Origin of the sequence: Tomitella cavernea (assembly GCF_016599145.1) — a bacterium.
Lineage (GTDB): Bacteria > Actinomycetota > Actinomycetes > Mycobacteriales > Mycobacteriaceae > Tomitella > Tomitella cavernae.
Genome location: NZ_JAENKO010000026.1, coordinates 1 through 24968, shown reverse-complemented (window position 1 = coordinate 24968; position 24968 = coordinate 1). Strand labels below are relative to the sequence as shown.

Sequence of the window (24968 nt, the reverse complement as noted above, 5' to 3'; positions counted from 1 at the left end):
TCCGGCGATCCTCCGGCACGGAGGGTATGTGATCACAGTAACACCGATATTCGCGGCGTTTGAGGGATTCACATAATTGAACTGAGTGATCTCGGTGATTCTAATCCGAGAGGCTGGGAAGGGCGGTACGGCCGGGCTTGCCAGGCTCTGCCGTGCTCACCCGACGCGCAGGCCCTCACGCCGGTGCAACGTGGAGGCGATCCCGCCGGCGGCCGCCCGCACGGCGGCGACGTGCGCGTCGGGCCGGAACCGTGCGATGGGACCGGTGACGCTGATCGCGGCGACGGGCGCGTTGGTGGCGACGTCGAGGATCGGCGCCCCCACGCACGCGATGCCCATGGTGGATTCCTCGTACTCGAACGACACTCCCTGCTCGACGACGGCGTCCAGCTGCCGAGCCAGCAGCCCGGGCGCGACGATGGTGCGCGGGGTGCGCCGCTCCAGCGGGCCGCCGAGCACCTGACGGCGCAGCTCGGGGGAGGCGTGCGCCAGCAGTGCCTTACCGATTCCGGTGCAGTGCAGTGGCATCCGGCCCCCGGTGCGTGAGGGCGCGCTGGCCTGCCGGTGACCGCCGATCTTCGCCACGTACACCACCTCGCGGCCATCGAGCACGCCCAGGTGCACCGTCTCGTGGGTGCGCTCGTAGAGGTCCTGGAGGAACGGCATGGCCAGCTCGAGCAGGCTGCGTTCCACCGACGCGCGCATGCCCAGCTCGAACAGCCCGCCCGAGAGCCGGTAGCCGCCGTCGGCGCGGTCCAGCAGCCGGACCGTGGTGAGTTCCTCTGCGAGGCGCCGCACGGTGGCTTTGTGCAGACCCGTCCGCCGGACGAGCTCGGCGAGGCCCACGGTGTGGTCGTCGGCGGAGAACGCGTGCAGGATCAGCACCACCTTGCCGATGACAGTGTGCCTGTCCACGCTGTTCCGGTCCGCCCCGTCGTCCACGCCCGTCACGGTACCCGCTTGCGTATCGCTGAGCGATACGCAAGCCTGGTGGGCACGGCCCGCGCAGGTCATGCTGGTCTCATGACGCAATCCATCGACGGCGCCGGCTCGCCCACCGCGGTGCAGTTGGCGGCCGAGGAGAAGGCCGCCCAACGGCTGCTCGACGCGCTCAACTCCCGCGTGGCGTGCGACCCTGTGCGTGAGTTCATCGGCTCCACCGACCTGCCCGCCGCCTACCGGGTGCAGGAGCGCCTCACGCAGGGCCGGCTCGCCGGCGGAGCGAAGATCGTCGGCCGCAAGATCGGGCTGACGTCGAAGGCCGTGCAGGCGCAGATGGGCGTCGACCAGCCCGATTTCGGCGTGTTGTTCGACGACATGGACTACGCCCCCGGGCACATCGTGCCGATGGGCCACCTGCTCCAGCCCAAGGCCGAGGCCGAGGTCGCGTTCGTGCTGGCGAAGGACCTTGCCGACGGTGACCTGGACGCCGCGCAGATCCGCGACGCCATCGACTACGGCATGCCCGCCATCGAGGTGTGCGACAGCCGCATCGCCGGATGGGACATCCACTTCGGCGACACGGTGGCCGACAACGCGTCCGCCGGCGTCTATGTGCTCGGCGCCGAGCGCCGGACGCTGAGCGAGTTCACTCCGGTGGAGGTCGCCATGAAGATGCTGATCAACGGCGAGGAGGTCTCATCGGGCACCGGCGCCGACTGCCTGGGTGATCCCCTCAACGCCGTCGCCTGGCTGGCCCGCGCGGCCCGCGACTTCGGCGAGCCGCTGCGCGCCGGCCAGATCATCCTCTCCGGGGCGCTCGGCCCGATGCGTCCCATCAGTGCGGGCGACGAGGTCACCGTGGAGATCAGCGGGCTCGGCAGCGTCACCGCCCGGTTCAGCGAAGGCGCGGACACTTATGAAGGGAATGACAAGTGAGTACTAAGACCAAAGTAGCGATCATCGGCTCCGGCAACATCGGCACTGACCTGATGATCAAGGTGATCCGCACCGCCAAGCACCTCGAAATGGGCGCCATGGTGGGCATCGACCCCGACTCGGACGGCCTGGCGCGCGCCAAGCGCATGGGCGTCCCCACCACCCACGAGGGCGTCGAGGGCCTGCTGAAGCTGCCGAACTTCGACGAGATCGAGATCGTCTTCGACGCCACCTCGGCCAAGGCGCACGTGCACAACGCGGAGATCCTCCAGCCGCTGGGCAAGCGCATGGTCGACCTGACCCCCGCCGCCATCGGCCCTTACGTGGTGCCGGCGGTGAACCTGGGCGAGAACCAGGACGCGCAGAACGTCAATATGGTCACCTGCGGTGGTCAGGCCACGATCCCGGTCGTCGCCGCCGTCTCCCGGGTGGCACCCGTCGCCTACGCGGAGATCGTCGCGTCGATCGCCTCGAAGTCCGCGGGCCCCGGCACGCGCGCCAACATCGACGAGTTCACCGAGACCACCTCCGAGGCCATCGAGAAGGTCGGCGGTGCCGAGCGCGGCAAGGCCATCATCATCCTCAACCCGGCCGAGCCGCCGCTGATCATGCGCGACACGGTCTACTGCCTGGTCAAGGCCGACGACCCGACGATCCACGAGGAGATCAAGCTCTCGGTGGACAAGATGATCGACGAGGTCGCCTCCTACGTGCCCGGCTACCGGCTCAAGCAGAAGGTGCAGGTCACCGAGATCGATGAGAACCGCCCGGTGGACACGCTGCTGGACGACGACATCGCCGACGACGACAAGCCCACGCACCAGGTGTCGGTGTTCCTCGAGGTCGAGGGCGCCGCGCACTACCTTCCGGCCTACGCCGGCAACCTCGACATCATGACGTCCGCGGGCCTGCAGGTGGCCGAGCGGATCGCGGCCCGCAAGACCGTCCCGGCCGGCAGCCAGGCGCAGGAGGCATAAGACATGAGCACCCCCATTTTCGTCCAGGACGTCACGCTGCGCGACGGCATGCACGCCGTACGCCACCAGATCGGCACCGACGACGTCAAGCGCATCGTCAAGGCCCTCGATGAGGCCGGCGTCGACGCCATCGAGGTGGCGCACGGTGACGGGCTGGCCGGTGGATCCGTCAACTACGGGCCCGGCTCCAACACCGATTGGGAGTGGATCGCCGCGGCCGGCGAGGTGCTCGAGAACGCGCGCCTGACCACGCTTCTGCTGCCCGGCGTCGGCACCGTCGAGGAGCTCAAGAAGGCCTGGGACCTGGGCGTGCGCTCGGTGCGCATCGCCACCCATTGCACAGAGGCCGACGTCTCGGCCCAACACATCGAGGCCGCACGCGAGATCGGCATGGACGTCGCCGGCTTCCTCATGCTCAACCACATGGCCGAGCCTGCCGTGCTCGCCCAGCAGGCCAAGCTCATGGAGTCCTACGGCGCGCACTGCGTGTACATCACGGACTCGGGCGGGCGCCTGACGATGAAGGGCGTCCGCGACCGCGTGCACGCCTACCGCGACGCGCTCAAGCCGGAGACCGAGATCGGGATCCACGCGCACGAGAACCTGTCGCTGTCCGTCGCCAACTCGGTGACCGCGGTGGAGGAGGGCGTCTACCGCGTCGACGCATCCCTCGCCGGCCACGGTGCAGGTGCCGGCAACTGCCCGCTCGAGGCGTTCGTGGCGGTGGCCAACCTCGAGGGCTTCGAGCACCGCTGCGAGCTCAACGCGCTCGAGGACGCGGCCGACGACATCGTCCGCCCCTTGCAGGACCGCCCGGTGCGCGTCGACCGCGAGACCCTCACCCTCGGGTACGCGGGCGTGTACTCGTCGTTCTTGCGCCACGCGGAGACGGCCGCCAAGCGCTACGACCTGGACGTGCGCGACATCCTCATGGAGTGCGGCAAGCGCAAGCTCGTCGGCGGCCAGGAGGACATGATCGTCGACATCGCACTCACCCTCGTCGCCGAGCGCGAGGAGGACGGCGCGGCCTAGTCGCCGCCGCGCGCGATCGCCGGCGAGGCGGAGCATTTCCACGGCGCCGACGCTCTTGCAGCGGGTACAACCCGTCGCGGGGGCGTCGGCGCCGTCGCGTCAACCGAGCTCGACGTTCCCGTCGGCGTCGACATGCCAGCCGGGGTTGTGCGCGATCTCCCACACGATGCCCACCGGGTCCTCGACGTGCGCGTGGAAGACCCCGCCGAAGGCGCCGTCCTCGGGCGCGGTGCGCACGGTGCCCCCGGCGCGGCGCATCGCGTCGACCACGCCCACCACTTCGCCGCGCGAACCGACGTTGTGGGCCAGCGTCACGCCGGACACCCGCGTGCGGGACGACGCGTCGCCGACGCCGCGGGGCAGGTCCTCGTCGAACTTGCGGGCGTCGAACAGCCCCAGCACTTGCCCTGGCGCACTCTGGAAGAAGATGATCTCCCCGGCCACGTCAAGCAGCGGCGTCCAGTCGAGGCCGTCGACGTAGAAGCGGCGCGCGGCGTCGAGATCCTCCGTGGCGAAGGTGATGAAGTCGATGCGGCGAACCATAGGGACGGAGGCTACGCGGTGGCGGCGGTCGTATCCGGGTTTCCGCCGACGACGGGGGCGACCTCGACGACGTCGATCCCGTGCCGGGCGAGGACCTCCCTGCCGGCACCCCTCAGCGTCGCTGCGTCCGCGTCGCAGGCCAGGAGCCGAACGGAATCGAAGCCGAGGTCGGCGAGTATCTGCGCGGCGACGTGCAGGTCACCCGCGGTAGGAGCCGCGGGCATCGCGGCCGCGGCGGACTCGTCGGCGGCGAAGGAGCGCAGCGTGTGCACCAGCCCCTGCCCGCGCGCGGCCTCCCCCCGCAGGTAGAGGACGACGCCGCAGTCGGCGGCCGACACCGCGTCCATCGCCGAGCCCAGGTCGTGTCCGCAGCCGCAGCGGGTGGATCCGAACACGTCGCCGGTGAGGCACTCGGCGTGGATGCGCACCGTGGCGGGCCCCGGGGCGGGGTCGGCCTCGGCGGCGGCCGGCGCGGTGGGTCTGCCGGCGAGCAGCGCCACGTGCTCGCGGCCGTCGACGGCCCCGGTGTATCCGACGGCACGGAAGGTGCCGTGCGTGGTGGGGACGTTCGCCACTGGCCCGCGTGTGACGAGTTGTTCGTGGGTGCGCCGCCATTCGGCTAGGTCGGCGATGGTGACCAGGGCCAGTCCGTGGGTGTCCGCGAACTCGCGCAGCTCGGGGGTGCGCGCCATCGTGGTGGGGTCCTGTTCGCTGACGATCTCGCACACCACGCCCACCGGGTTGAGCCCGGCGAGGCGTGTCAGGTCCACGGCGGCCTCGGTGTGGCCGGGGCGCACGAGCACACCGCCTTCGCGGGCGCGCAGGGGGACCACATGTCCGGGCCGCGAGAAGTCGGCGGCCGCGGAGCCCCTGTCGGCGAGGGCGCGAATCGTCAGCGCGCGGTCGTGGGCGCTGATGCCCGTGGTGACGCCCGCGCGCGCGTCGACAGTGACGGTGTAGGCGGTGCCGTGCGGATCCTCGTTGGACCGGTACATCGGCGGCAGGTCGAGCCTGTCGCAGTCGTCGCCGACCATGGGCACGCACAGGTAGCCGGAGCTGTAGCGGACGGTGAACGCGACGAGTTCGGTGGTGGCCGTCTCCGCGGCGAAGATGATGTCGCCTTCGTTCTCCCGGTCCTCGTCATCGACGACCACGACGGCCTTGCCCGCGGCGATGTCGGCAATGGCGCGGTCGATACCGTCGAATCGGCTGCCGGCTACGCGGGCGTGCGCGGCGCCGGCGGGGTGCGGCCGGTGTCCCTGCACACTGTGCCCGACGAACTGCGCGTCTCCGGTCAACATGTCCTCGCCCACTTTCTCGATCACTGCGGTGATCTCAGGGCGGTGGCCGACGGTGGACGGAAACCCCGTCGGTGGCGTTCTCTCTCATCCGGACTGTGACCGTCGGCTCCGGGATCGCACCGGAATCTGCTCGTCCCCCCGGGTGAATCACTCCACCCGAGGGCGCTCGCGGGCTCGATGCCGGCACACGGTGTGGGCCCTGTGAAAAGGCCACTGTGCACGGCGTCATCACCGCCGGTGGGGAATTGCACCCCGCCCCGAGAACTTCCGGCTTCGACGTTACCACCCGGTGCGGCGGTCCTGTCGTGCATGTTTCCCGCCCGATGGAACTGTGCCGCCCGGTTAATGAGGTTAGGCTGAGCTAATCTATGACGGGGGCGGCGGGGCCGCCCGAACCCAGGGAGGCCGTATGGCGCGCGAGAACATGAGATCCCGGGGCATCAAGCCCGACCGCCCCGAGCTGCTGACGCTGGAGGTCGTGGGGACGCAGCGGCTGTCGAAGACGTTCGCCAGGGTGACCCTCGGCGGCGGGGACGTCGACCGGTTCGAGCACATGGGCTTCGATCAGTGGTTCCGGCTGTTCATCCCAGTGGTGGAGGATTCGTTGTCGCGCCTGCCTGCGAAGCTCGACACCATCGCCTACCTGCGGTATTTGACGATCTCGAAGACGACGCGGCCGGTGCTGCGCAACTACACCGTGAGCGGCTATCGCGCCGACGGCCCGCACGGGCCCGAGCTGGACGTGGACTTCGTGCTGCACGGACAGGACGGGTGCGGCGAGGCGGGCACTGCCGCCGCATGGGCGCTCACCTGCAGCCCGGGGGACGCGGTGGCCGTCTTTGACGAGGGCGTCGGGTTCAACCCGGATCCGTCATTGCGCAGCGTGGTGCTCGCGGCCGACGAGTCGGGGCTGCCCGCGTTGGGCGGGGTGCTCTCGTCGCTCGACGCCGATGTGACCGGCACGGCGTTCGTCGAGGTGCCCGATGCGGACGACCGCCGCGCGCTGGAGCACCCCGGGGGCGTCGACGTGCGGTGGATCGTGCGCGATCCCGGCACGGCGCCAGGAGAATCCGTCCTTGCCGCGGCGTGCGCGGCGGCGCCTCCGGCGGAGCCGTTCTACGGGTGGGTGGTCGGCGAGCAGAGCCTGGCGTCGGGGCTGCGCCGCCACTGGGTGCGCGGCGGCGTGTCGAAGAACAACATCATGTTCTGCGGCTACTGGCGCAATCGGCACTGATCCCGCGGCGGTGGCAGTCGACCAGGTGGGTGTTGATGATCCCCGTAGCCTCCATCAGCGCGTGGCACGAAGTGGGGCCGACGAAGCGGAAACCCCGCGCGCGCAGGTCCTTCGCCATCGATTCGGAGGCGGCGCTCCGGGTGGGCACCTCCTCCACCGTGCGCGGGGCGGCGGGATCCGCATCGCGATAGTCCCACAGCATCGCATCGAGGCCCTCCGCATCGCGGAGACGTTGCACGGCACGGGCGTTGCCCACGGCGGCCTCGATCTTCGCGCGGTTGCGGACGATCGCGGAATCGGCGAGCAGGCGCTGGACGTCGTCGTCGGTGAAGGCGGCGACCCTGTCTACCTCGAAGCCCGCGAAAGCCCCCCGGAACGCGGGCCGTTTGCGCAGGATGGTCAGCCACGACAGGCCGGCCTGGAACGACTCGAGACAGATCCGCTCGAACAGCGGCTGCTCACCGTGGACCGGCACGCCCCATTCCGTGTCGTGGTACTGCGTGTTGAGCGGATCGGTGACCGCCCAAGGGCAGCGGGCCACGCCGTCCGCGCCGACGATCGCCGTCGTCTCCGGCATCACGCGTCCCCCGCCCCGCCGGGCTCGGCGCATCCGTCGCCGGTCGCCGCAGCATCCGACGGCTCCTCAGCCGTCTCGAGGTCCAGCAGATACTGCTTGGCCGCAAGGCCGGCGATGTACCCGCCGAGGGATCCGTCGCTGCGCGTGACCCGATGGCAGGGCACCAGGATCGGGATCGGGTTGCGGGAGCATGCGGTACCCACGGCGCGGGCCGCCCCCGCGCTGCCCGCAGCCTGGGCCACCTGCGCGTAGCCGGCGGTGCCGCCGCGCGGGATCTCCGGGAGATGTTCGAGGACCCGGCGCTGGAAACCATGCGCCAGCCGCAGGTCCACCGGAACGGTGAACGCCGCGCGGACGCCGCGGAAGTACTCGTCGATCTCCGTGGCGACGCCGTCGAGACGCCACGGCATGCGGAGCACCCTCGGCGAGACCCGCGCGGCCAGATCCTCGAGGACGGCATCGTGTCCCTGTACGCTGAACGCCACCCGGACGACCCCGGACGGCGTCGCGGCGATGAGCAGCGGGCCGAGCGGTGAATCCATTGTGCGGTAGGCGACGTCGATCAGACCCTCGTGATCGGCGCCGGTCAGGATGTGGGCGAACAACTCCTCGACCACGGAGTGCTCACCGGCCTCGGGGCCGGCCGCCTGCAGGAGCGCGAGCGTATCGAGCGGATCGGTGCGGGCAGTGCCGCCCGCACGCACGCACGCGGAGTCCCGGGGCACGGGTCCCGGGTGCGCCGGGGTCGTCGTGGAGTTCATGGCTTGTCTCCTCCGTTGGTGTGGGGTGCGCGACTGCCGGCCGCTGCGGTGGGCCGCCGTGGCGAGGAGGTGCGTCGGGTGTCAGCGGCGTGCTGGGTGTGAGGGGCGTGTTGGGTGTCCGGGGTGCGATCGGCGAACGCTCTGCGCAGTGCCGCGACGCCGTCGGCACCGGCGCGGCGTGCGGCCGCCGCGGAGTTCCCGATGATCGTGGCTGCCTCCGCGTACGGCATGCCGATCAGGTGGTGGTAGACCACCGCCTGGCGCTGCACGAGGGGCAGGTCCCCCAGGGCGTGCCAGAGCGGGGCGAACTCGTCGGCGGCGCCGGGGATGCCGACGCTGCTTCGCGCGGGCGGCGGCTCGGCCACCGGCACGGGCCCGCGGCCGCGGGCGCGGAGCATGTCGATGCACTTGCGCTGCGCGATAGTGACCAGCCAGGCCTCGATGTTGCGGCCGGGCGGCAGCTCCGGATACGTGCGCAGCGCGGCGAGGAAGGTCTCCGACCAGGCGTCATCCGCGTCCACCGGGCCGACCAAGGCGCGGCACACCCGCAGCACGGCGACGCCGTGGGCCTCGACGACGCGTTGGAACGGCATGCCCGGCCCCGCGGCGCCGCAGGGCCCTGCGGCGGCGCTGGGCCCTGCAGCGGCGCTGGGCCCTGCGGCGGCGCTGCGGGGCGGCGTGCGGGAGCGGCTCATGTTCACAGTATGTATACGTCGCGGGGCGCCGGAATGTGAGGTGAGTCCGGAACGACGAGGTCAGTGCGGATGCGGTGGGGATCGCCCGGGGTCTCCGCAGGGGCGTGGTCAGAACAGCGCGTCCTGACCACCGCCGGCCTCGAGGCTCAGCAGGAACTCCTTGCGTGCGAGGCCGCCGCCGTATCCGACGAGACGCCCGTCGCTCCCGATCACCCGGTGGCAGGGCACGATGATGCTGATGGGGTTGCGTCCGTTGGCCGCCGCAACCGCACGCACCGCCGACGGCCTGCCCAACTGCGCGGCCACGTCCGCATAGGAGCGCGTCCGGCCGTACGGTATGGCCCGCAACCGGTCCCACACCGAAAGCTGGAACGGCGTCCCGTGCGGCGCGAGGGGCAGCGTGAAACGGTCCCGCTCGCCCGCGAAGTACTCGCCGAGCTGCTCCGTCGTCTCGGCGAGCGCGCCGTGCACGTGCTCGCCGAGGGCATCCGCAGCCGGCGGGTGGCGGCGCGTCTGCATGTACAGCCCGCACAGCACGTCGTCGTCACCGACCAGCGTGAGCGGGCCGATGGGCGAATCGATCACGGTGTGGGTGCGCACATGCACCGACGTTACGCGCGCCCCGCGGCGGCGGTTCGCGGCTCACGACGCGGCCGGTGCACCTGGATCAGGCGGTGCGCCAGACGCTGTAGTAACCGTTGTCGAGCGAAACGACCGCGGCACCGTAGGACCGGGCGGCGTCGGGGAGCATCGCGGGGAAGACGAAATCGACGATGACGGACTTGCTCTGCACGTCGGGGCCGCAGGCGGAGATGATCTCCTGGCCCACCGGTCCCGCATCGGAGCGGGTGGCGCCGGCGACGTACGCGCCGGTGACATCCCTGTCCGGGAAACTGGTGCCCAGCGACTGCTGCGCGACGTCGGTGGCGCGGTGGAGCGAATCGGGCGCCAACGCGTCGATCCCGGTGGGGCACTGCGTGGCGGCGGCCGCGGTGCCGCTGAATGCGAGCGCCGCAAAGGCCGCCGACACCACAGTCGCCGCTCCCGCGAGCAGCATCCGGCGTGCAGTCTTCTGTGCCATGATCGTCCAGTTCCTCGGCGTCAGTACCAATAACGTAACCGATTCGTTACTGTTTCGCATCTCGGCGGTGATATTCAACGAACTCGCGGACGGCCACCCCTGAGGAGATCCCGAGGTCGGAGGGTGTCGTGGCATGAATATGTCGGGCGTCACACGTACGATGATTCGGCGCGGCGCTGTTGTGCGCCCGGGTTGTTCTGCGGCCGGACCGTTGCGCGCTCGAGACTGCCCTGCGTCTCGATGCGGTCATCCGTCCAGGCCGGGTGATCCCCGGGGTGCTATTCATCTCGATACGCGTCCGCAGCCCGTCCCGAACCAGCACGAGGCCCACAGGAGGCGAGGACGTGTCGACAACCTTCCGCATTCTCGGCGAGCAGATCGCGATGCCCGTCCACATCCGCGACGCCGAGGTGTACGCGGCGATGTTCCCGGTGCCCGCCGCGCGGGCCCAGAGCGTGATCGACTACTCGGGGCTCTCGGTGCTCCCGTATCGGCCCGGCCGCACGGTGTGCGCATTGATGTTCATCGAGTATCACGACGGGGATCTGCACCGGTACAGGGAGTTCGGTATCGGCTTTCTCGTGCACGCAGAGGCGGGCGGCGGTCCCGCCGGCGCGCTGGGCGACCTGCGCGCGCTGCTGACGGGCGGCGCCGGGGCCTTCGTCCACCGGCTCCCCGTCACGGAGGAGTTCACCTGCGCGGCGGGCCGGACGATCTGGGGGTTTCCCAAAGAACTGTCGCGGATCGACCTCGCCCGCTCTTCGTCCGGCGCTCGCGGTGTCGTCCGCATCGACGACCGGCTGGTGGCCGATGTGCGCTTCGCCCGCGGAGTCCCTGTGCCGGGTGCGGGCGCGGCATCGTCGGACATCGACGTCTACTCGCACATGGACGGCGTGACACGCAGGATTCCGTGGACGCTGTCGGCCACCGGCGCCCGGATGCGCCCGGGCGGCGCCGACGCCGTCCTGGGGCCGCACCCGTGGGGTGAGGAACTGCGCGCCCTGGGCCTGCCGCGGCGGGCCCTCCTGTCCACCGGCATCGCCCACGCCCGCATGCGGTTCGACGAGGCGGAGGTGGTGGGCCGTGAAAGCGACGCGGCCACGAGCGCGGGCCCGGCCGGGCCCGTCGACGGGGCGGCCGTCGACGGCGAGGCCCGCGCATGATCCACGCGCGGGGTCTGGCGCGCACGTTCCGCAAGCGCCGCCAGGAGGTCCGTGCGGTGGACGGGGTGGACCTGGACGTCGACGCGGGCGAAATCGTCGGCTTCCTCGGCCCCAACGGTGCGGGCAAGACCACCACGCTGCGCATGCTCACCACGTTGCTGAGGCCGACGGAGGGCACGGCCACCGTCGCGGGCTGCGACCTGCGCACGGATCCGGTGGGGGTGCGGAGGCGGATCGGCTATGTCCCCCAATCCGGCGCGGCGCATCCGGAGGCGCGCGCGGGCGAGGAACTCGTCGATCACGCCATGCTCTACGGGATCGGCAAGGGGCAGGCCGTAGCGCACGGCAAGGAACTGTTCGAATCTCTCGACCTGCACGGACTGTGGGAGCGTCAGCCCAAGGCCATGTCCGGCGGCCAGAAGCGTCGCCTCGACATCGCCATGGGGCTGGCGCACAAACCGGGCCTGGTGTTCCTGGACGAGCCCACCACCGGCCTCGATCCGCAGGCGCGGGCGAATTTGTGGGAGCACATCTCGGGGCTTCGGGACCGCCGCGGCACGACCGTCTTCCTCACCACGCACTACATGGACGAGGCGGATTCGCTCTGCGACCGCATCCTCGTGATCGACTACGGGCGCATCGTCGCGGAGGGGACACCGGATGCGCTCAAGGCGCGGGTCGGGGGCGATGTGATCGATGTGGAGCTCGAACTGCCAGAGGAAGCCGTCCGTGTCGGCGACCTGCTGGGAAGGCTGCCCGGAGCGGACGCCCCGAGCATGAGCGGGACCCGGGTGGGCGTGCGGGTCCCGCACGGCGGAGCGGCACTGATCGCTCTGGTACGCGAGCTCGACCGGGCTGGGATCACCCCGCTCTCGCTGGAGACCCGCAGGCCGAGCCTCGATGACGTGTTCCTCACGCTCACGGGGCGATCGCTGAGGGAGGGCGATCCCGGGGCGGGCGGGGACGGCGAGGCCGCAATGACGGGGGAGGACGGGACCCCGGGAGCAGACCGGGCTCGGGGAGACGCGGAGCAGGGAGCGGAGGGACGACGATGAGCGCCGACGACGAGACTGCGCCGGCCGCGCCGCACGGCGGCACAGGCACGGGCGGGCCGGCGCCCGCTGCGGCGCCGAGGAGCTCGCTGTGGCGCGACTCGCTGCTGATCTTCCGTCGGTCCATGCGGATCTCGCTGCGCAATCCGGCATGGGTGGCCATCGGGCTGTCGCAGCCGATCCTCTACGTGGTGCTGTTCGGCCCCTTGCTCAAACCTCTCGCGGGGCAGCTGGGCACCGGCAACGCCTACCAGCTGTTCGTGCCGGGGATCCTGGTGCAGCTGGCGATCTTCGGGTCGCTGTTCGTCGGGTTCGGCCTGATCGCCGAATACCGTGCCGGCGTGATCGAGGCGCAACGCGTCACGCCCGCCTCCCGGCTGTCGCTGTTGCTGGGAAGGGTCATGCGCGACATGATCGTCCTGCTCTTCCAGAGCGTGATCCTCACACTCGTGGCGATTCCGCTGGGACTGCGTGCGCCGGTGCTCGGGGTGGTGCTCACCCTGATCATCGTGGCGCTGCTGGGGTTCACGTTCGCGTCGATCTCCTACGGTCTCGCGCTCACGCTCAAGAGCGAGGACGCTTTCGCTCCGCTGCTCAACATCTTCGCGCTGCCTGCGCTGCTGTTGTCGGGAATCCTGCTGCCGATGACGCTGGCCCCGGGCTGGCTGAACTGGATCAGCAACATCAACCCGCTCAAGCACGTCGTCGACGGCGTGCGCGACTTCTTCGACGGTGAGTACGGCACGGCCACGGCGTGGTGGGGGGTGGGCCTGACGATCGTGATGCTGGTGCTCGCGGCCTGGTTCGGATCGCGGCGGTTCAAGAAGGAGGCGGGGTGACCCGGATGTGCGGGAGCCCCGCATGCGGAAGCATTCGTATCTGTTGCGCACCGCCAGTCACCGCTTTAACATTCGGGAGTACTGCTGTTTCCCATTGAGGGCGAGGGACGGAAGGGTTCAAGCATGCTCAAGGGTTTCAAGAACTTCATGATGCAGGGCGAGGTCGTCGTCGTCGCGGTCGGTCTCGTCGTCGCCACCGCCTTCAGCAATCTGGTCAAGGCGTTCACCGACAACGTCATCAACCCGCTGGTCGCGGCAGCCGGCGGCAGCGGCGACAGCATGGGGCTCGGCTGGCTCGTCAACAACGACCAACCGGAGACCTTCGTCGACATCGGAGCATTCATCTCCGGCGTCATCTACTTCATCATCTTCATGGCCGTGGTGTACTTCGTCATCGTGGTGCCCTACCGCGCCTACCAGACGCACCGTGGCAACGAGGTGTTCGGCGAGCCGGCGCCCACCAAGAGCTGCCCCGAATGCCTCTCGAGCGATCTGCCGATGAAGGCGACCAAGTGCAAGTACTGCGCGAGCCCGGTGTCCGCGGCCTGAGCCGTTCCGTCGCACGACGGCCCGGCACCCGCTGACCGAGCGGCGTCAGCGTGCCGGGTCGTCGACGCGCGGCGGGTGCGCGGCCGGCGGCGGCAATGCCTTCCTCGCGCCGCGCACCGCGGCGGCGATCCCACCGGTGAAGACGGTGATCACCGCGACCGCCGCGGCGAGAACCGCGATCCGCACGGCCCACGGCGGGCTGGCCGGACGGTTCGACTGGACGCGTGCAGAAGTCATGCCGTCCAGCATGGCATACGCGCCGAAGCGGGATCGGGCCATGCGGGAGGGGGATCCGCGCTCAGGTCTGGGGCGAAAGCTCAGGTCTGCGGGGCGGACGGTAGATCGGGGTGGCGGGCCATCGCCTCGAACTCGTCGCGGTGCACCTGCGCGTACACGGCGGCGCCCAGCGCCGAGGCGATGCCGACTGCCACCGCGGTCTTACGCCGGCGTCGCGCCGGGGCGGGGCCGGCGACGGCGGCCAGGCGCGGCGCGGAGTGCGATGCGGTCTTCTGCATAGGAACTCACCTCGTGGGGTCGGGGGTGTCCATGCCTGTGAGGATAGTCCCGTCGAGGCGGCGGGGTAATCCTCCGGAGCGCGCCGATGATGGCACGATGGTGGGCGTGACTTCACCGATTCAGACCGCAACAGCGACCCTCCACACCAACAAGGGCGACATCAAGATCGCCCTCTTCGGGAACCACGCCCCGAAGACGGTGGCCAACTTCGTCGGCCTGGCCGACGGTAGCGCCGAGTACAGCACCCAGAACGCCTCCGGCGGCACCAGCGGCCCGTTCTACGACGGTGCCGTCTTCCACCGGATCATCGACGGGTTCATGATCCAGGGCGGCGACCCGACCGGCACCGGCCGGGGCGGTCCCGGCTACCAGTTCGCCGACGAGTTCCACCCGGAGCTGCAGTTCAGCAAGCCGTACCTGCTGGCCATGGCCAACGCCGGCCCCGGCACCAACGGTTCGCAGTTCTTCATCACCGTCGGCAAGACGCCGCACCTGACGGGCCGCCACACCATCTTCGGCGAGGTCGTCGACAAGGATTCGCAGGCCGTCGTCGACGCGGTCGCGACCGTCGCCACCGACCGGGCGGACCGGCCCAAGGACGACGTCGTCATCAACTCCATCACCATCGAGCAGGGCTGACGATGAGCACTCCCGGCGGGGGAGAGATGCATCAGCCCCTGCCGGGGTGCTTCCGTCATCCGGACCGGCCCACGGGCCTGCGCTGCTCGCGCTGCGGCCGGCCCGCCTGCCACGAGTGCCTGCGGCAGGCGCCCGTGGGGTTCCACTGCGTCGACTGCATCGAGCAGGAGCGCCGGGGTGCGGCATCGCACATGCCGGCCGCCGGTGCGGGCAGCGCCGTCGGAGGGGTGCGCGCCGCGCTGGCCGGACGCCCGACGGTGACCTACGTGCTCATCGGGCTCAACGTCCTCGCCTACCTGATCACCGCCGTGCAGGCCGGCAGCGTCCTCGACAACAACCGCGGATCGGCGCTGTATGAGCGGTTCGCACTGGTGCCGGGGCTCGTGGCCAACGGCGAGTGGTGGCGGTTGATCGGCAGCGGCTTCCTGCACTTCGGCATCCTCCATCTGGCCGTCAACATGTACGCGCTCTACGTCGTGGGCATCGCGTGCGAGAACGCGCTGGGCAAACTCCGGTATTCGCTGGTGTACCTCGTGGGCCTGCTGGGCGGGTCTGCGGCGGTGATGTTCGGCGCTTGGAACGGGCAGACCGCCGGTGCTTCGGGGGCGGTCTTCGGCCTGTTCGGCGCGGTTCTCATCATCCTGCTGCGCCTGCGTCGCAGCCCCAACATGATGATCGCCGTGATCGTCATCAACGTGATCATCTCGGTGTCGGTCCCCGGCATCTCCTGGCTCGGGCACCTCGGCGGCTTCCTGGCCGGCACCGCGGCCACGGCGGCGATCGTGTACGCGCCGGAGGCGCTGCGCGCCGTCGGAATGCGGGCGCCGACGCGCAAGGCGGTCGTCGGCGCGGGCTTCGGGGTGCTCGGGGCGCTGTTCGTCGTCGAGATCGTGCTGATCGCCGTGCAGGTGGCGTCCATCCAGGACCGGTACGCGCTCATCCTTCCGCATCTGCGGTTCTGACGCGGACGGCGGCCCCCGCCGCGGCGCCCAGTGCGATGCGCACCGTGCCGACCCGACGATCCGCGGGTGCCCGTGCAACTTTCCCCAAGTTATCCACAGGGATATCCCCAGCTGTGAGCAAGTTACATCCATGTAATTCACAGGCGCGCGGACAGGAGCGCGCGCGGAGGGGGCGGTCAGAGGCCGTAGGGCTCCGGCGGCACGGCACGGGCCTCGACGAGTGCGGAGTAGACGCGGTCGGGGTTGGTGCCGAGATCCCACCGGGAGAGCAGCAGCAGCCGTTCGTCGGGTTCGCGCACGTCGATCTCGAGGATCGGCACCTTGCGCGCCAGGCGCGGGTAGCGGACAACGCGCAGGCGGTAGATCTGGTCGATGCGGTACTCGCGGCTGGTGAAGGGCGTGCGCACGGCCAGGAGGGGCGCCGCGCCGCCGGCACCGGGGACCACGCGCAGGCGCGGGCGCACAAGGCCCCCGATAGCCGCGATGATCAGCAGCAGTACGGCCGCGAGCCCGAGCAGGCCGCGGCCGACGATGTCGTCCGAGTACGACGCGGAGCCGACGCCCAGCACCACGGCGCCGACGAGTGCGGCCACCACCGCCGCCCACTTCGGCGCCCACGCCAGCTGGGGCGCCGCCTCCGGCCCGGTCATCGTCGCATCCTGTCCCCGAAACTTATCCACAAGGCTTCTCCACAGGTGTGGAGAAGTTACATCGATGTCATTCGCGCGCCGGGCCGCATCGCCGAGGCTAGCGCCACCCCATCGTCATCAACAGTCCGGCGACCATGAACCCGAATCCGATGAGGTAGTTCCAGCCGCCGAGGTCAGCCATCCACGTGAGCCACGACGCCGAGCCGGACAGGTACATCAGGATCAGCCATGCCAGGCCGATGATCATCAGACCGAGCATCACCGACACGTAGAGGGTGCTGGACGGACCGCCGGCGACCTTGACCGGCGTGCGGTTGGACGGGGCCGCCGCGGCGACGCCGCCCTTTTTCTTGCGAACCTTCGACTTGGGCATGGGTCCTCACTTGCTTGCGTCCTGCTACGGGTGGGTGGGCGCCGTGTCCTCCCCGGTAGCGCGTCCGCTCGTGCGCCGCGCCGTTTCCGGCACCCTCGCCTACACGCTAACCTAACCGCAGGGTATGACGCATGGACGGAACCGGCTGCACGGTTGGAAGGTGTGATCGTCCGTGAACGACAAGAGCACGCAGGATCCTGCGCGTGACGGTCCTGCGCGCGACGACGGACCCCGGCGCGGCCGGTCGTCGGCGTGGCGCTGGGGGGTTCCGGTCGTGTGTGCGGTGATGGGGCTGCTCATCGCCCTCACCTACGTCAGCTCGCAGGGCAGGGAGCTGCGCACGGCCGATTCCGCGCGGCTGTCCGACCTGGTCCGTCAGGCGCGCGACGACACCGACGCCGCCCGGGCCGACCGCGACGGTCTGCAGTCACGGCTCGCGGCGGCGCAGGCGCGCGCCGCGCGCAGCGATGCGGGGGTCGCGGGGTTGCTCGATCAGGCGGAAGCGCTCGGCGAGCAGGCCGGCATGGAAGCCCTGACCGGCCCGGGGGTCACGGTGACGCTCACGGACGCGAAGCGCGATGCCGCGGGCAACTACCCGGCCGGCGCGCGACCGGACGACCTGGTGGTGCACCAGCAGGACGTGCAGTCGGTGCTCAACGCGCTGTGGGCTGGTGGCGCGGACGCCATCCAGGTGCAGGATCAGCGCGTGACCACCCTGTCCGCTCCGCTCTGCATCGGCAACACCCTCCTGTTGGGCGGCCGCACCTACAGTCCGCCATACGTCATCACGGCGATCGGGCCGGTCGCATCGCTGCGGCGCGCGCTGGACCGGGAGCGTGGCGTGCAGATCTACAAGCAGTACGCCGAGCGCTACGGGCTGGGATACGACGTGACTAGCTCCGATGCGCAGCAGGTCGCGGCGGCCGGCGCCACCCCGCCGCTGCGGTATGCGCGGCCGCTCGGCGGCTGACTGCGGTGCACCGACCTGCAGCGATGACCCCGCACCCGGGTATTATCCGCGCCATGCGGATCCTCGTCATCGACAACTACGACAGCTTCGTGTTCAACCTGGTGCAGTACCTGGGCCAGTTGGGCGTGGACGCGGACGTGTGGCGCAACGACGACGAGCGGCTCGCCGACCTGGACTCGGTGCTGGGTGGCGTGGACGGCGTGCTCATCAGCCCCGGCCCGGGCACCCCGCAGCGGGCGGGCGCGTCGATGGACATCGTCCGCCGCTGCGGCGCCATGCGGATCCCGCTGTTGGGCGTGTGCCTGGGGCATCAGGCGATCGGCGCGGTGTTCGGGGCCACGGTGACCCGTGCTCCCGAGCTGCTGCACGGCAAGACGAGCGTGGTCGCGCACGACGGTTCGGGTGTGCTCAGCGGCGTGCCGAGTCCGTTCACCGCCACCCGATACCACTCGCTCACACTGGATCCGGCGACGGTTCCGGCGGAGCTGGTCGTGACGGCGCGCACGGACTCGGGTGTGGTGATGGCGGTGCGCCACCGCGACCTGCCGATCGACGGCGTGCAGTTCCATCCCGAGTCGGTGCTCTCCGAGGGCGGGCACCGCATGCTCGCGACGTGGCTGCGCTCGTGCGGGCTCATTGTCGACCCACGTCTCGTGGACCGCCTCGAGGCCGAGGTGGCGGCGACCGCCGCGGGGGCGCGCTAGCAACCCTGCCCCGTCGGGCCCCGGCCCGCGGGCGTGGCTCAGTCGGGGATGCCGAGCTTGCCCACGTCCACGTTGACAATGCCGTTCTTGGCGACGGGCTGCCCCGCGGCGGGCGACTGTTTGATGATCTTGCCGACGTCGGCCGGCACGAGAGTCGACACCGGGTGCTGCGTGACCGCGGTACCCGTCCAGCCCACCTCCCTGAGCGCGCTGGTGGCCTGCGACGGCGACATCCCGGAGAGGTCCGGCATGGTGACCTGATTGCCGCGCGAGACGGTGATGGTGATCGTCTTGCCCTGCTCCAGTTTGCTGCCGCCGCCCGGATCGGTGCTCAGGACCGTGCCGCTGGGTTGGGTGCTATCCGTCTCGCGGACGGTGAACTGGAATCCGGCGCCCTCGATATTACCCTGCGCGCGGCTGATGTCCTGACCGACGACGTCGGGCACGCGCACCATCTGCGGTCCGCTGCCCAGGGTGAGCGTGATGGCGGTGCCTGCGTTGACTGTGACCCCGGCCGACGGGTCCTGGGCGACCACCTTGCCGGTGCGTCCGTCGGTGGACGGCTTGTGCTCGACCTCGTCGGCGACGATCAGGCCGGCGTCGGCGAGCGTCTTGGCGGCGTCCTCCTGGGTCAGGCCGTCGAGTCTGGGCACCGACACCTGTTTGGGCCCGTCCGAGACGACGAGGGTCACTGTGCGCCCCTTGTCCACCACGGTCCCCGCCGCAGGTGCGGTGTCGATGACGGTGTCCTTGGGCACGGTCGGATCCGGTTTGCGCTGCAGCAGCACGTGCAGGCCGAGGTTCTGCAGAGACAGCTGAGCGTCGGATGCGGACTGGTCGGTGACGTCCGGCACCGTCACCTGGCCACCCCCGTCCGAGCCTACGCGGTTGACCAGAAAGAACGTGGCTCCGCCGACGACGATGAGCAGTGCCACCAGAGCGAACACCCATCGCATGCGAGAACGGTGCTCACGCGGCTCCTGCTGCGGCTGGTCGGCGACGGCGGCCGCGGTGACCCCGCCGATCCTGTGCGGCGCCGCCGGGGCGGTGCCGAAGATGGTGGTGCGCTCCTCATCGGACATCACCAGCGGAGCGCCCGGCCGCTGACCGGAAAGGACCTTGACGAGGTCGGCGCGCATCTCGGCGGCGGTCTGGTAGCGGTTGGCGGGGTTCTTGCTCAGCGCCTTGAGCACGATCGAGTCCAGGTCGTCGGACACGTCCGGGTTCACCAGCGACGGCGCGGAGGGCTCCTCGCGCACGTGCTGGTAGGCGACGGCGACGGGGGAGTCGCCGGTGAAGGGCGGCTCCCCGGCCAGAACCTCGTAGAGCACGCAGCCGAGCGAGTAGATGTCCGAGCGCGAGTCGACGCGTTCGCCGCGGGCCTGCTCGGGCGAGAGGTACTGGGCCGTGCCCACCACCGCCGCCGTCTGCGTCATGGTGCTGGTGCTGTCGGACATCGCGCGCGCGATGCCGAAGTCCATCACCTTCACCTCGCCGGCCCGGTTGATCATGACGTTCGCAGGCTTGATGTCGCGGTGGACGATGTCGTTCTGGTGGCTGAAGTCCAGGGCGGAACAGACGTCGGCGATGACGGCAGTGGCGCGGCGCGGATCCATGGGTCCGTCGCGGCGTACCAGGTCGCGCAGCGTGTCGCCGTCGACGTACTCCATGACGATGTAGGGCAGCGGGCCGTCGTCGGTCTCCGCCTCGCCCGTGTCGTACACGGCGACGATCGACGGGTGGTTCAGCGCGGCGGCATTCTGCGCTTCGCGGCGGAACCGCAGGTAGAACGAGGGATCTCGGGCGAGGTCGGCGCGCAGTACCTTGATGGCGACGTCGCGGCCCAGGCGGTCGTCGCGGGAGAGGAACACCTCGGACATGCCGCCGAAGCCGATCGTCTCGATCAGCCGGTATCGGTTGGACAGTTCGCGCGGCGTCGTCATGGCGTCAATTCTCGGGAGTCAGCGGCGGTGGTGCGCTGGGCGGTGGTGCGCCGCGGGGTGGAACGTGCGGAGGTGCTCAGGTTCGAGGCGCCCTCGTTCGTCCCGCCGGTGGTCGTCGGTGCAGTGGTGCGGGTGGTGGTCCGCCGTGTGGTGGTGGTCGTCGTCGGCGGTGTCGTGGTGGTCCGTTCCGTCGTCGGCGGTGTCGTGGTGGTTGTCGGGGCCTGGGTCGTGGTGGGTCGGCGCGTGGTGGCGGGGGTCTGCGTGGTGGTGGGTGGGGCCACCGTGGTGGTGGGGACGAGCGGCGGGGTGGCGTCCGTGCCACCGCCTCCGTCGATGGCGTCGGCGAACAGGATGCCGCCGGTGATCATCGCCGCGGCGAGCAACACCAGGGCCGCGGCCCAGGCCACGGCCTTCTGCCCGGTGGACCACTTGCCGCGGCCTGTGGCGTCCGCGGCGGGTACCGCCGTGGGCGCGGCATGCGTCATCCCCGTGCCGGCAGGGCCGCCCACGCGCGTCGGCGGCATGGCGGACGTGGCGGGCACCGCGGCGGCTCCGGCGACGCCGAGCGGACGCGGCGGTCGGCTACCGGCGCGCACGGCGGCGACGGCGGCCGCGAACTCGCCGCCGTCCCGGTAGCGCTGCGCGGGGTCCTTGGTGAGGGTGATCTGGACGAGCTCACGCACCGGCGCGGGAATGGACTCCGGCAGCGGCGCCGGCGCCTCGCCGATGTGCTGCTGCGCGATCGCGACCGTGCTGTCCGCGCGGAACGGACGGGCGCCGGTGAGCGTCTCGTACGCGATCACGCCCAGCGAGTAGACGTCGGACGCGGCCGTCGCCTCCTGCCCCAGCGCCTGCTCGGGTGCGATGTACTGGACGGTGCCCATCACCATGCCGGTGCGGGTGACCGGCGCGGCGTCGATCGCCTTGGCGATGCCGAAGTCGGTGACCTTGACCTGGCCCGCGGGCGTGATGAGGATGTTGCCGGGCTTGACGTCCCGGTGCACCAGGCCCATCCGGTGGGCCGCCTGCAGGGCGTTGCCGCACTGCTCGAGCATGTCCAGCACCAGGTCCACCGGCACCGTGCCCATGCGGCGGATCACCGCGTTGAGAGGCTCGCCGCGCACCAGCTCCATGATCAAGTAGGGGATCGAAGAGCCCTGCGGATCGGTGGTCTCGCCGTAGTCGAACACCCCGGCGATGCCGGGATGGTTCAGCCGCGCGGTGGTGCGCGCCTCCGTGCGGAAACGCTCGAGGAACTCCGGGTCGTCCGAGTATTCGGGTTTGAGGATCTTGACCGCCACCTCGCGGTCGAGCCGCAGGTCCACCGCCTCCCACACGGCGCCCATGCCGCCGGAGGCGATGTGCCGCTGAAGCCGGTAGCGCTCGGAGATGATCGCGCCGCCCTGCAAAGCCATGTCACTGCCCCCCTTGCACGGCGGCCTCGATGACCGCGCGTCCGATCGGCGAGGCGATCTTGCCGCCGGTGGCGGCCAGGCCCGCGTTTCCGCCGTCCTCGACGATCACGGCGACGGCGATGACAGGGTTCTGCGCGGGCGCGAACGCGATGTACCAGCCGTGCGGCGGCGTCTGCTTGGGAGTGGAACCGTGCTCTGCGGTGCCCGTCTTGGACGCGATCTGCACCCCGGGCACGCTGCCCGCTCCGGTGGTGTTCTGCTCGGAGGCGATCATCATCTGCGTGAGCTCGTCGGCCACATCCGGCGGGATGGCCTGGCCGGGGGACGTCGGCGAGGTGGTGGACAAGGTCTTCAGATCCGGGCCCTCCAACTCTTCCACCAGGTAAGGCTGCATCCGCACCCCGCCGTTGGCGACTGTAGCCGCGATGACGGCGTTCTGCAGGGGCGTGAGGGCGACATCGCGCTGCCCGATGCTCGACTGGCCCAGCGCGGCGGCGTCCGGGATGGTGCCGACGGTGGAGTCGGCCACCGGCAGCGGGATGGAGGGGGTATCCGGCCCGATCCCGAAATCTTCGGCGGTATCGCGCAGGGCGTCGGCGCCGTACTTGATGCCGAGCTGCGCGAACGCCGCGTTGCAGGAGCGTGCGAACGCCTCGATCATCGGCACCGTGTCGCCGGGCCCGCAGCGCTCGTCCGCATAGTTGTGCAGCACGGTGTTCGTGCCCGGCAGTGTGAGCCCTGCGGCGGCGGTGAGCGGGTCGTTGATGGTGGCGCCGTTCTCCAGCGCGGCGGCCGAGGTGACCACCTTGAACGTTGAGCCGGGCGGGTAGGTCTGCGAGATGGCGCGGTTGAGCATGGGCGAACGCGGGTCGGTGTGCAGGCGCTTCCAGTTGGCCGCCACCTCGGCGCCGTCGTGGCCGGCCAGCAGGTTCGGATCGTAGCTGGGCGCGCTGACCATGGCGAGGATCGCGCCCGTGCGCGGATCCAGCGCCACCACGGACCCGGTGAGGTCCTGCGAGGCGAGCTGATCGTAGGCCACCTGCTGCAGGACGGGGTTGATCGTCGTCTCCACGTTGCCGCCGCGCGGATTGCGCCCGGAGACGAGGTCGAACAGGCGGTTGCCGAACAGCCGGTCGTCGGAGCCGCTGAGAATCTGGTCCTCGGCCTTCTCCAGCCCGCTGCTGGCGTAATTGAGCGAGTAGAAGCCGGTGACCGGCGCATTGGCCTCGGGGCTGGTGGGCGCGTGGGGGTTCGCCGGGTACACCCGCAGGAACTTGAAGCGGTCGCCGGATTCGACCGACGCGGCCAGCACCTGACCGTCCGCGGAGATCTGGCCGCGCTGGCGGGAGTACTCGTCCACGAGCACGCGCTGGTTGCGCGGGTCGGCGCGCAACTCGTCGGCCTTGAACACCTGAAGATAGGTGACGCCGGCGAGGAGGACGACGACCATGGTCATCACCAGCATGGCGACACGCCGCATGGGTGTGTTCACTCGACCCTCCTCACCATCTCCGTGGGGGCGTCCCCGATCGGCGTCGGGTTGCGCCGCGCGGGGGGCGCCGGCGGCCGGCGGGCCTCGTCCGAGATGCGGACCAGGACCGCCAGCAGGATGTAGTTGGCGAGCAGCGACGATCCGCCGTAGGACATGAACGGCGTGGTCAGGCCGGTGAGCGGAATGAGCTTGGTGACCCCCCCGACCACGACGAACAGCTGGAAGGCCAGCGTGAACGCCAGGCCCGCCGCGAGCAGTTTGCCGAAGCTGTCGCGGACCGCCAGCGCGGTGCGCAGGCCGCGGATCACCAGGATCGCGAACAGCATGAGCACGGCGGCCATGCCGATCAGTCCGAGCTCTTCGCCCACCGTGGCCATGATGAAGTCGGTCTTGGCGAACGGCACGGTGTTCGGCTGGCCGCTACCCAGGCCCGTACCGGCGAGCCCGCCGGTGGCGAAACCGAACAGCGCCTGCGAGATCTGATATCCGCTGGTGTTGTAGGTGGCGAACGGGTCCAGCCACACTGCCACGCGCTGCTGGAAGTGGTCGAACATGAAGTAGGCGGCCGTGGCGGCCAACAGGAACAGTCCGATGCCGATGAACAGCCAGCTGGCGCGGTCGGTGGCGATGTAGATCATCACCAGGATGGTGCCGAAGATCAGCAGGGCGAAGCCCAGATCCTTGTTGAGCACGGCGATGCCGATCGCCAGGACGACGGCCACCATCAGCGGGGCCAGGTCACGTGCGCGGGGCACGTCGAGGCCGAGAACGTGCTTGCCCGCGCTGGTGAACAGGTCTTTCTTGGACACCAGGAACGCCGCGGCGAACACGATGATGAGGATCTTGGCGAACTCGCCCGGCTGGATGGAGAATCCGGCGAAGCGGATCCAGTTGCGACCGCCGTTGACCTGGCTGAACTGCGCGGGCAGCAGTGCCGGGATGATCAGCAGAACCAGGCCCGCCAGGCCCAGGGTGTAGCTGTAGCTGGACAGCACGCGATGGTCGCGCAGGAAGTACAGCACCACCGCGAAGCAGATCAGCCCTATGAGCGTCCAGATGATCTGCTGATTGGCGTCGGAGCTGGGCTCGGGGTGGCCCAGGAAGGCCTGCGTCTCCTCGTCGGCCAGGTCGAGGCGGTGTATCAGGACCAGTCCGAGCCCGTTGAGCAGCGCCACGATCGGCAGCATTATCGGATCCGCGTACGGCGCGAACCGGCGGATGACCAGGTGCGCAAGCACCATCAGCACCGTGTAGGCGGCGGCATACTTGGCCAGGTCCCACGTGAGGTGCTGTTCCATCGCCACCTCGACGATGACGAGCGCCGCGAACACGACGGCGATCGCGAAGAGCGTCAGCCACAGCTCGGCCGTGCGGCCGCTCCTGGTCTGCGGCGGGGGTGCGAAACCGCCGGGCGGGCTGTGGAAAGCTGTGTCCTCAGCGGAGGGTCCGGGTGTGCTCATCAGGCGCCCACCCGGCAGTTCTGTCCCGGCACCTGACCGGGGGCGAGGTCGGCGCTCCCCGTCGGCGCGGCGTCGGCCGGCGCGGGCGCAGGAGTGGTCTCCGCGGGGGCGGTGGCCTCGGCCGGCGCGGTGGGTCCCGCGGGCGGCGGCGCCCCCGGATCC

General features: G+C 70.4%; 27 protein-coding genes, 1 pseudogene and 1 riboswitch. Of the genes and pseudogenes, 12 read left to right on the top strand and 16 right to left on the bottom strand.

Features of this window, described 5'->3' with window-relative positions:
* Window positions 1-156: 156 nt before the first annotated feature.
* Window positions 157-942, bottom strand: a complete 786-nt coding sequence (locus JJ683_RS10500; protein ID WP_307810845.1) for an IclR family transcriptional regulator — start codon at window positions 940-942, stop codon at window positions 157-159.
* Between the two features lie 81 nt (window positions 943-1023).
* Between JJ683_RS10500 and JJ683_RS10495 the strand changes: the two genes are divergently transcribed.
* Genes JJ683_RS10495 through dmpG form a run of 3 tightly spaced genes read left to right on the top strand, consistent with a single transcriptional unit; the run spans window position 1024 to window position 3887 of the window.
* Complete coding sequence (locus tag JJ683_RS10495) at window positions 1024-1878, top strand: 2-keto-4-pentenoate hydratase (protein ID WP_200173874.1); 855 nt, start codon at window positions 1024-1026, stop codon at window positions 1876-1878.
* On the top strand, window positions 1875-2855 hold the full coding sequence (locus JJ683_RS10490; protein WP_200173872.1) for an acetaldehyde dehydrogenase (acetylating): 981 nt from the start codon (window positions 1875-1877) through the stop codon (window positions 2853-2855). The genes JJ683_RS10495 and JJ683_RS10490 overlap by 4 nt, the downstream gene beginning before the upstream one ends.
* Before the next feature lie 3 nt (window positions 2856-2858).
* Window positions 2859-3887: a 4-hydroxy-2-oxovalerate aldolase gene (gene dmpG, locus JJ683_RS10485; protein WP_200173870.1), complete on the top strand. Its 1029-nt coding sequence runs from the start codon at window positions 2859-2861 to the stop codon at window positions 3885-3887.
* Window positions 3888-3986: 99 nt separating this feature from the next.
* Here the strand turns inward: dmpG and JJ683_RS10480 are convergent, their stop codons facing one another.
* Window positions 3987-4430: a VOC family protein gene (locus tag JJ683_RS10480; RefSeq protein WP_200173868.1), complete on the bottom strand. Its 444-nt coding sequence runs from the start codon at window positions 4428-4430 to the stop codon at window positions 3987-3989.
* Between the two features lie 11 nt (window positions 4431-4441).
* Window positions 4442-5755 carry a 3,4-dihydroxy-2-butanone-4-phosphate synthase gene (gene ribB / locus JJ683_RS10475; RefSeq protein ID WP_307810844.1) on the bottom strand — a complete coding sequence of 438 codons (1314 nt, stop codon included), beginning with the start codon at window positions 5753-5755 and terminating at the stop codon, window positions 4442-4444.
* A 48-nt stretch (window positions 5756-5803) separates the two neighbouring features.
* Window positions 5804-6000, bottom strand: a riboswitch (FMN riboswitch).
* Between the two features lie 140 nt (window positions 6001-6140).
* Here ribB and JJ683_RS10470 point away from each other — a divergent pair.
* Window positions 6141-6965 carry a siderophore-interacting protein gene (locus JJ683_RS10470; RefSeq protein ID WP_200173866.1) on the top strand — a complete coding sequence of 275 codons (825 nt, stop codon included), beginning with the start codon at window positions 6141-6143 and terminating at the stop codon, window positions 6963-6965.
* On the opposite strand, the gene JJ683_RS10465 is transcribed toward JJ683_RS10470, so the two are convergent.
* The 5 genes and pseudogenes from JJ683_RS10465 to JJ683_RS10445 all read right to left on the bottom strand — a co-directional run bounded on the left by JJ683_RS10465 (window position 6931) and on the right by JJ683_RS10445 (window position 10079).
* Window positions 6931-7542, bottom strand: coding sequence for a DNA-3-methyladenine glycosylase I (locus JJ683_RS10465; protein ID WP_200173864.1), 612 nt, complete (start codon window positions 7540-7542; stop codon window positions 6931-6933). The two genes, JJ683_RS10470 and JJ683_RS10465, sit on opposite strands and share 35 nt — an antisense overlap.
* On the bottom strand, window positions 7542-8303 hold the full coding sequence (locus tag JJ683_RS10460) for a methylated-DNA--[protein]-cysteine S-methyltransferase (protein ID WP_200173862.1): 762 nt from the start codon (window positions 8301-8303) through the stop codon (window positions 7542-7544). The genes JJ683_RS10465 and JJ683_RS10460 overlap by 1 nt, the downstream gene beginning before the upstream one ends.
* Window positions 8304-8434: 131 nt before the next feature.
* Window positions 8435-8896 (bottom strand): annotated as a pseudogene (locus JJ683_RS10455) (RNA polymerase sigma factor); the annotation flags it as partial.
* 210 nt (window positions 8897-9106) lie between these two features.
* Window positions 9107-9598, bottom strand: a complete 492-nt coding sequence (locus JJ683_RS10450; RefSeq protein WP_307810843.1) for a methylated-DNA--[protein]-cysteine S-methyltransferase — start codon at window positions 9596-9598, stop codon at window positions 9107-9109.
* A gap of 67 nt (window positions 9599-9665) precedes the next feature.
* Window positions 9666-10079, bottom strand: a complete 414-nt coding sequence (locus JJ683_RS10445) for a hypothetical protein (RefSeq protein ID WP_200173858.1) — start codon at window positions 10077-10079, stop codon at window positions 9666-9668.
* A gap of 344 nt (window positions 10080-10423) precedes the next feature.
* On the opposite strand from JJ683_RS10445, the gene JJ683_RS10440 reads away from it, so the two are divergent.
* The 4 genes from JJ683_RS10440 (at window position 10424) to JJ683_RS10425 (ending at window position 13682) form a co-directional block, all read left to right on the top strand.
* Window positions 10424-11242 (top strand): acetoacetate decarboxylase family protein, encoded by an 819-nt coding sequence (locus JJ683_RS10440; protein WP_307810842.1) that lies wholly within the window; start codon window positions 10424-10426, stop codon window positions 11240-11242.
* The gene (locus JJ683_RS10435) at window positions 11239-12297 is read left to right on the top strand and encodes an ATP-binding cassette domain-containing protein (RefSeq protein WP_200173855.1); all 1059 of its coding nucleotides are present in this window, start codon (window positions 11239-11241) and stop codon (window positions 12295-12297) included. The genes JJ683_RS10440 and JJ683_RS10435 overlap by 4 nt, the downstream gene beginning before the upstream one ends.
* A complete protein-coding gene (locus JJ683_RS10430; RefSeq protein WP_200173853.1) occupies window positions 12294-13133 on the top strand; it encodes an ABC transporter permease in 840 nt (279 codons plus the stop codon). The genes JJ683_RS10435 and JJ683_RS10430 overlap by 4 nt, the downstream gene beginning before the upstream one ends.
* A 123-nt stretch (window positions 13134-13256) precedes the next feature.
* Window positions 13257-13682: a large conductance mechanosensitive channel protein MscL gene (locus tag JJ683_RS10425; RefSeq protein ID WP_200173851.1), complete on the top strand. Its 426-nt coding sequence runs from the start codon at window positions 13257-13259 to the stop codon at window positions 13680-13682.
* Window positions 13683-13727: 45 nt separating this feature from the next.
* Here the strand turns inward: JJ683_RS10425 and JJ683_RS10420 are convergent, their stop codons facing one another.
* Together JJ683_RS10420 and JJ683_RS10415 are read right to left on the bottom strand one after the other, a co-directional pair.
* The gene (locus tag JJ683_RS10420; protein ID WP_200173850.1) at window positions 13728-13919 is read right to left on the bottom strand and encodes a hypothetical protein; all 192 of its coding nucleotides are present in this window, start codon (window positions 13917-13919) and stop codon (window positions 13728-13730) included.
* An 80-nt stretch (window positions 13920-13999) separates the two neighbouring features.
* Window positions 14000-14197 (bottom strand): hypothetical protein, encoded by a 198-nt coding sequence (locus JJ683_RS10415; RefSeq protein WP_200173849.1) that lies wholly within the window; start codon window positions 14195-14197, stop codon window positions 14000-14002.
* Between the two features lie 97 nt (window positions 14198-14294).
* On the opposite strand from JJ683_RS10415, the gene JJ683_RS10410 reads away from it, so the two are divergent.
* The gene (locus JJ683_RS10410) at window positions 14295-14837 is read left to right on the top strand and encodes a peptidylprolyl isomerase (RefSeq protein WP_200173848.1); all 543 of its coding nucleotides are present in this window, start codon (window positions 14295-14297) and stop codon (window positions 14835-14837) included.
* A 2-nt stretch (window positions 14838-14839) separates the two neighbouring features.
* Complete coding sequence (locus tag JJ683_RS10405) at window positions 14840-15799, top strand: rhomboid family intramembrane serine protease (RefSeq protein WP_200173847.1); 960 nt, start codon at window positions 14840-14842, stop codon at window positions 15797-15799.
* 176 nt (window positions 15800-15975) lie between these two features.
* On the opposite strand, the gene JJ683_RS10400 is transcribed toward JJ683_RS10405, so the two are convergent.
* Both JJ683_RS10400 and crgA read right to left on the bottom strand, forming a co-directional pair.
* Window positions 15976-16449, bottom strand: coding sequence for a PH domain-containing protein (locus JJ683_RS10400; RefSeq protein ID WP_200173846.1), 474 nt, complete (start codon window positions 16447-16449; stop codon window positions 15976-15978).
* A 97-nt stretch (window positions 16450-16546) separates the two neighbouring features.
* Window positions 16547-16822, bottom strand: coding sequence for a cell division protein CrgA (gene crgA / locus JJ683_RS10395; RefSeq protein WP_200173844.1), 276 nt, complete (start codon window positions 16820-16822; stop codon window positions 16547-16549).
* 286 nt (window positions 16823-17108) lie between these two features.
* On the opposite strand from crgA, the gene JJ683_RS10390 reads away from it, so the two are divergent.
* Window positions 17109-17792: a DUF881 domain-containing protein gene (locus JJ683_RS10390; RefSeq protein WP_200173933.1), complete on the top strand. Its 684-nt coding sequence runs from the start codon at window positions 17109-17111 to the stop codon at window positions 17790-17792.
* A gap of 53 nt (window positions 17793-17845) precedes the next feature.
* A complete protein-coding gene (locus JJ683_RS10385) occupies window positions 17846-18496 on the top strand; it encodes an aminodeoxychorismate/anthranilate synthase component II (protein WP_200173842.1) in 651 nt (216 codons plus the stop codon).
* Window positions 18497-18534: 38 nt separating this feature from the next.
* On the opposite strand, the gene pknB is transcribed toward JJ683_RS10385, so the two are convergent.
* From pknB to JJ683_RS10365, 4 genes are read right to left on the bottom strand one after another with little or no spacing between them, the layout of a single operon-like run.
* Window positions 18535-20439, bottom strand: a complete 1905-nt coding sequence (gene pknB, locus JJ683_RS10380) for a Stk1 family PASTA domain-containing Ser/Thr kinase (RefSeq protein ID WP_200173840.1) — start codon at window positions 20437-20439, stop codon at window positions 18535-18537.
* Entirely contained in the window at window positions 20436-21854 is a 1419-nt protein-coding gene (locus tag JJ683_RS10375; RefSeq protein WP_200173838.1) for a serine/threonine-protein kinase, read from the bottom strand. The genes pknB and JJ683_RS10375 overlap by 4 nt, the downstream gene beginning before the upstream one ends.
* A gap of 1 nt (window position 21855) precedes the next feature.
* On the bottom strand, window positions 21856-23346 hold the full coding sequence (locus tag JJ683_RS10370) for a peptidoglycan D,D-transpeptidase FtsI family protein (protein ID WP_200173837.1): 1491 nt from the start codon (window positions 23344-23346) through the stop codon (window positions 21856-21858).
* A complete protein-coding gene (locus JJ683_RS10365) occupies window positions 23343-24806 on the bottom strand; it encodes an FtsW/RodA/SpoVE family cell cycle protein (RefSeq protein ID WP_200173836.1) in 1464 nt (487 codons plus the stop codon). Before JJ683_RS10365 ends, JJ683_RS10370 begins: the two co-directional genes overlap by 4 nt.
* Window positions 24807-24968 lie beyond the last annotated feature (162 nt).

Bases quoted from the DNA above. Each gene is read 5' to 3' on its own strand.
- JJ683_RS10420 (WP_200173850.1), bottom strand. From the start codon at position 13,919: ATGACTTCTGCACGCGTCCAGTCGAACCGTCCGGCCAGCCCGCCGTGG.
- JJ683_RS10410 (WP_200173848.1), top strand. From the start codon at position 14,295: ATGGTGGGCGTGACTTCACCGATTCAGACCGCAACAGCGACCCTCCAC.
- JJ683_RS10435 (WP_200173855.1), top strand. From the start codon at position 11,239: ATGATCCACGCGCGGGGTCTGGCGCGCACGTTCCGCAAGCGCCGCCAG.
- crgA (WP_200173844.1), bottom strand. From the start codon at position 16,822: ATGCCCAAGTCGAAGGTTCGCAAGAAAAAGGGCGGCGTCGCCGCGGCG.
- JJ683_RS10415 (WP_200173849.1), bottom strand. From the start codon at position 14,197: ATGCAGAAGACCGCATCGCACTCCGCGCCGCGCCTGGCCGCCGTCGCC.
- JJ683_RS10390 (WP_200173933.1), top strand. From the start codon at position 17,109: ATGGGGCTGCTCATCGCCCTCACCTACGTCAGCTCGCAGGGCAGGGAG.
- JJ683_RS10425 (WP_200173851.1), top strand. From the start codon at position 13,257: ATGCTCAAGGGTTTCAAGAACTTCATGATGCAGGGCGAGGTCGTCGTC.
- dmpG (WP_200173870.1), top strand. From the start codon at position 2,859: ATGAGCACCCCCATTTTCGTCCAGGACGTCACGCTGCGCGACGGCATG.
- JJ683_RS10465 (WP_200173864.1), bottom strand. From the start codon at position 7,542: ATGCCGGAGACGACGGCGATCGTCGGCGCGGACGGCGTGGCCCGCTGC.
- JJ683_RS10400 (WP_200173846.1), bottom strand. From the start codon at position 16,449: ATGACCGGGCCGGAGGCGGCGCCCCAGCTGGCGTGGGCGCCGAAGTGG.
- JJ683_RS10405 (WP_200173847.1), top strand. From the start codon at position 14,840: ATGAGCACTCCCGGCGGGGGAGAGATGCATCAGCCCCTGCCGGGGTGC.
- pknB (WP_200173840.1), bottom strand. From the start codon at position 20,439: ATGACGACGCCGCGCGAACTGTCCAACCGATACCGGCTGATCGAGACG.
- JJ683_RS10445 (WP_200173858.1), bottom strand. From the start codon at position 10,079: ATGGCACAGAAGACTGCACGCCGGATGCTGCTCGCGGGAGCGGCGACT.
- JJ683_RS10470 (WP_200173866.1), top strand. From the start codon at position 6,141: ATGGCGCGCGAGAACATGAGATCCCGGGGCATCAAGCCCGACCGCCCC.
- JJ683_RS10385 (WP_200173842.1), top strand. From the start codon at position 17,846: ATGCGGATCCTCGTCATCGACAACTACGACAGCTTCGTGTTCAACCTG.
- JJ683_RS10430 (WP_200173853.1), top strand. From the start codon at position 12,294: ATGAGCGCCGACGACGAGACTGCGCCGGCCGCGCCGCACGGCGGCACA.
- JJ683_RS10495 (WP_200173874.1), top strand. From the start codon at position 1,024: ATGACGCAATCCATCGACGGCGCCGGCTCGCCCACCGCGGTGCAGTTG.
- JJ683_RS10365 (WP_200173836.1), bottom strand. From the start codon at position 24,806: ATGAGCACACCCGGACCCTCCGCTGAGGACACAGCTTTCCACAGCCCG.
- JJ683_RS10375 (WP_200173838.1), bottom strand. From the start codon at position 21,854: ATGGCTTTGCAGGGCGGCGCGATCATCTCCGAGCGCTACCGGCTTCAG.
- JJ683_RS10480 (WP_200173868.1), bottom strand. From the start codon at position 4,430: ATGGTTCGCCGCATCGACTTCATCACCTTCGCCACGGAGGATCTCGAC.
- JJ683_RS10460 (WP_200173862.1), bottom strand. From the start codon at position 8,303: ATGAACTCCACGACGACCCCGGCGCACCCGGGACCCGTGCCCCGGGAC.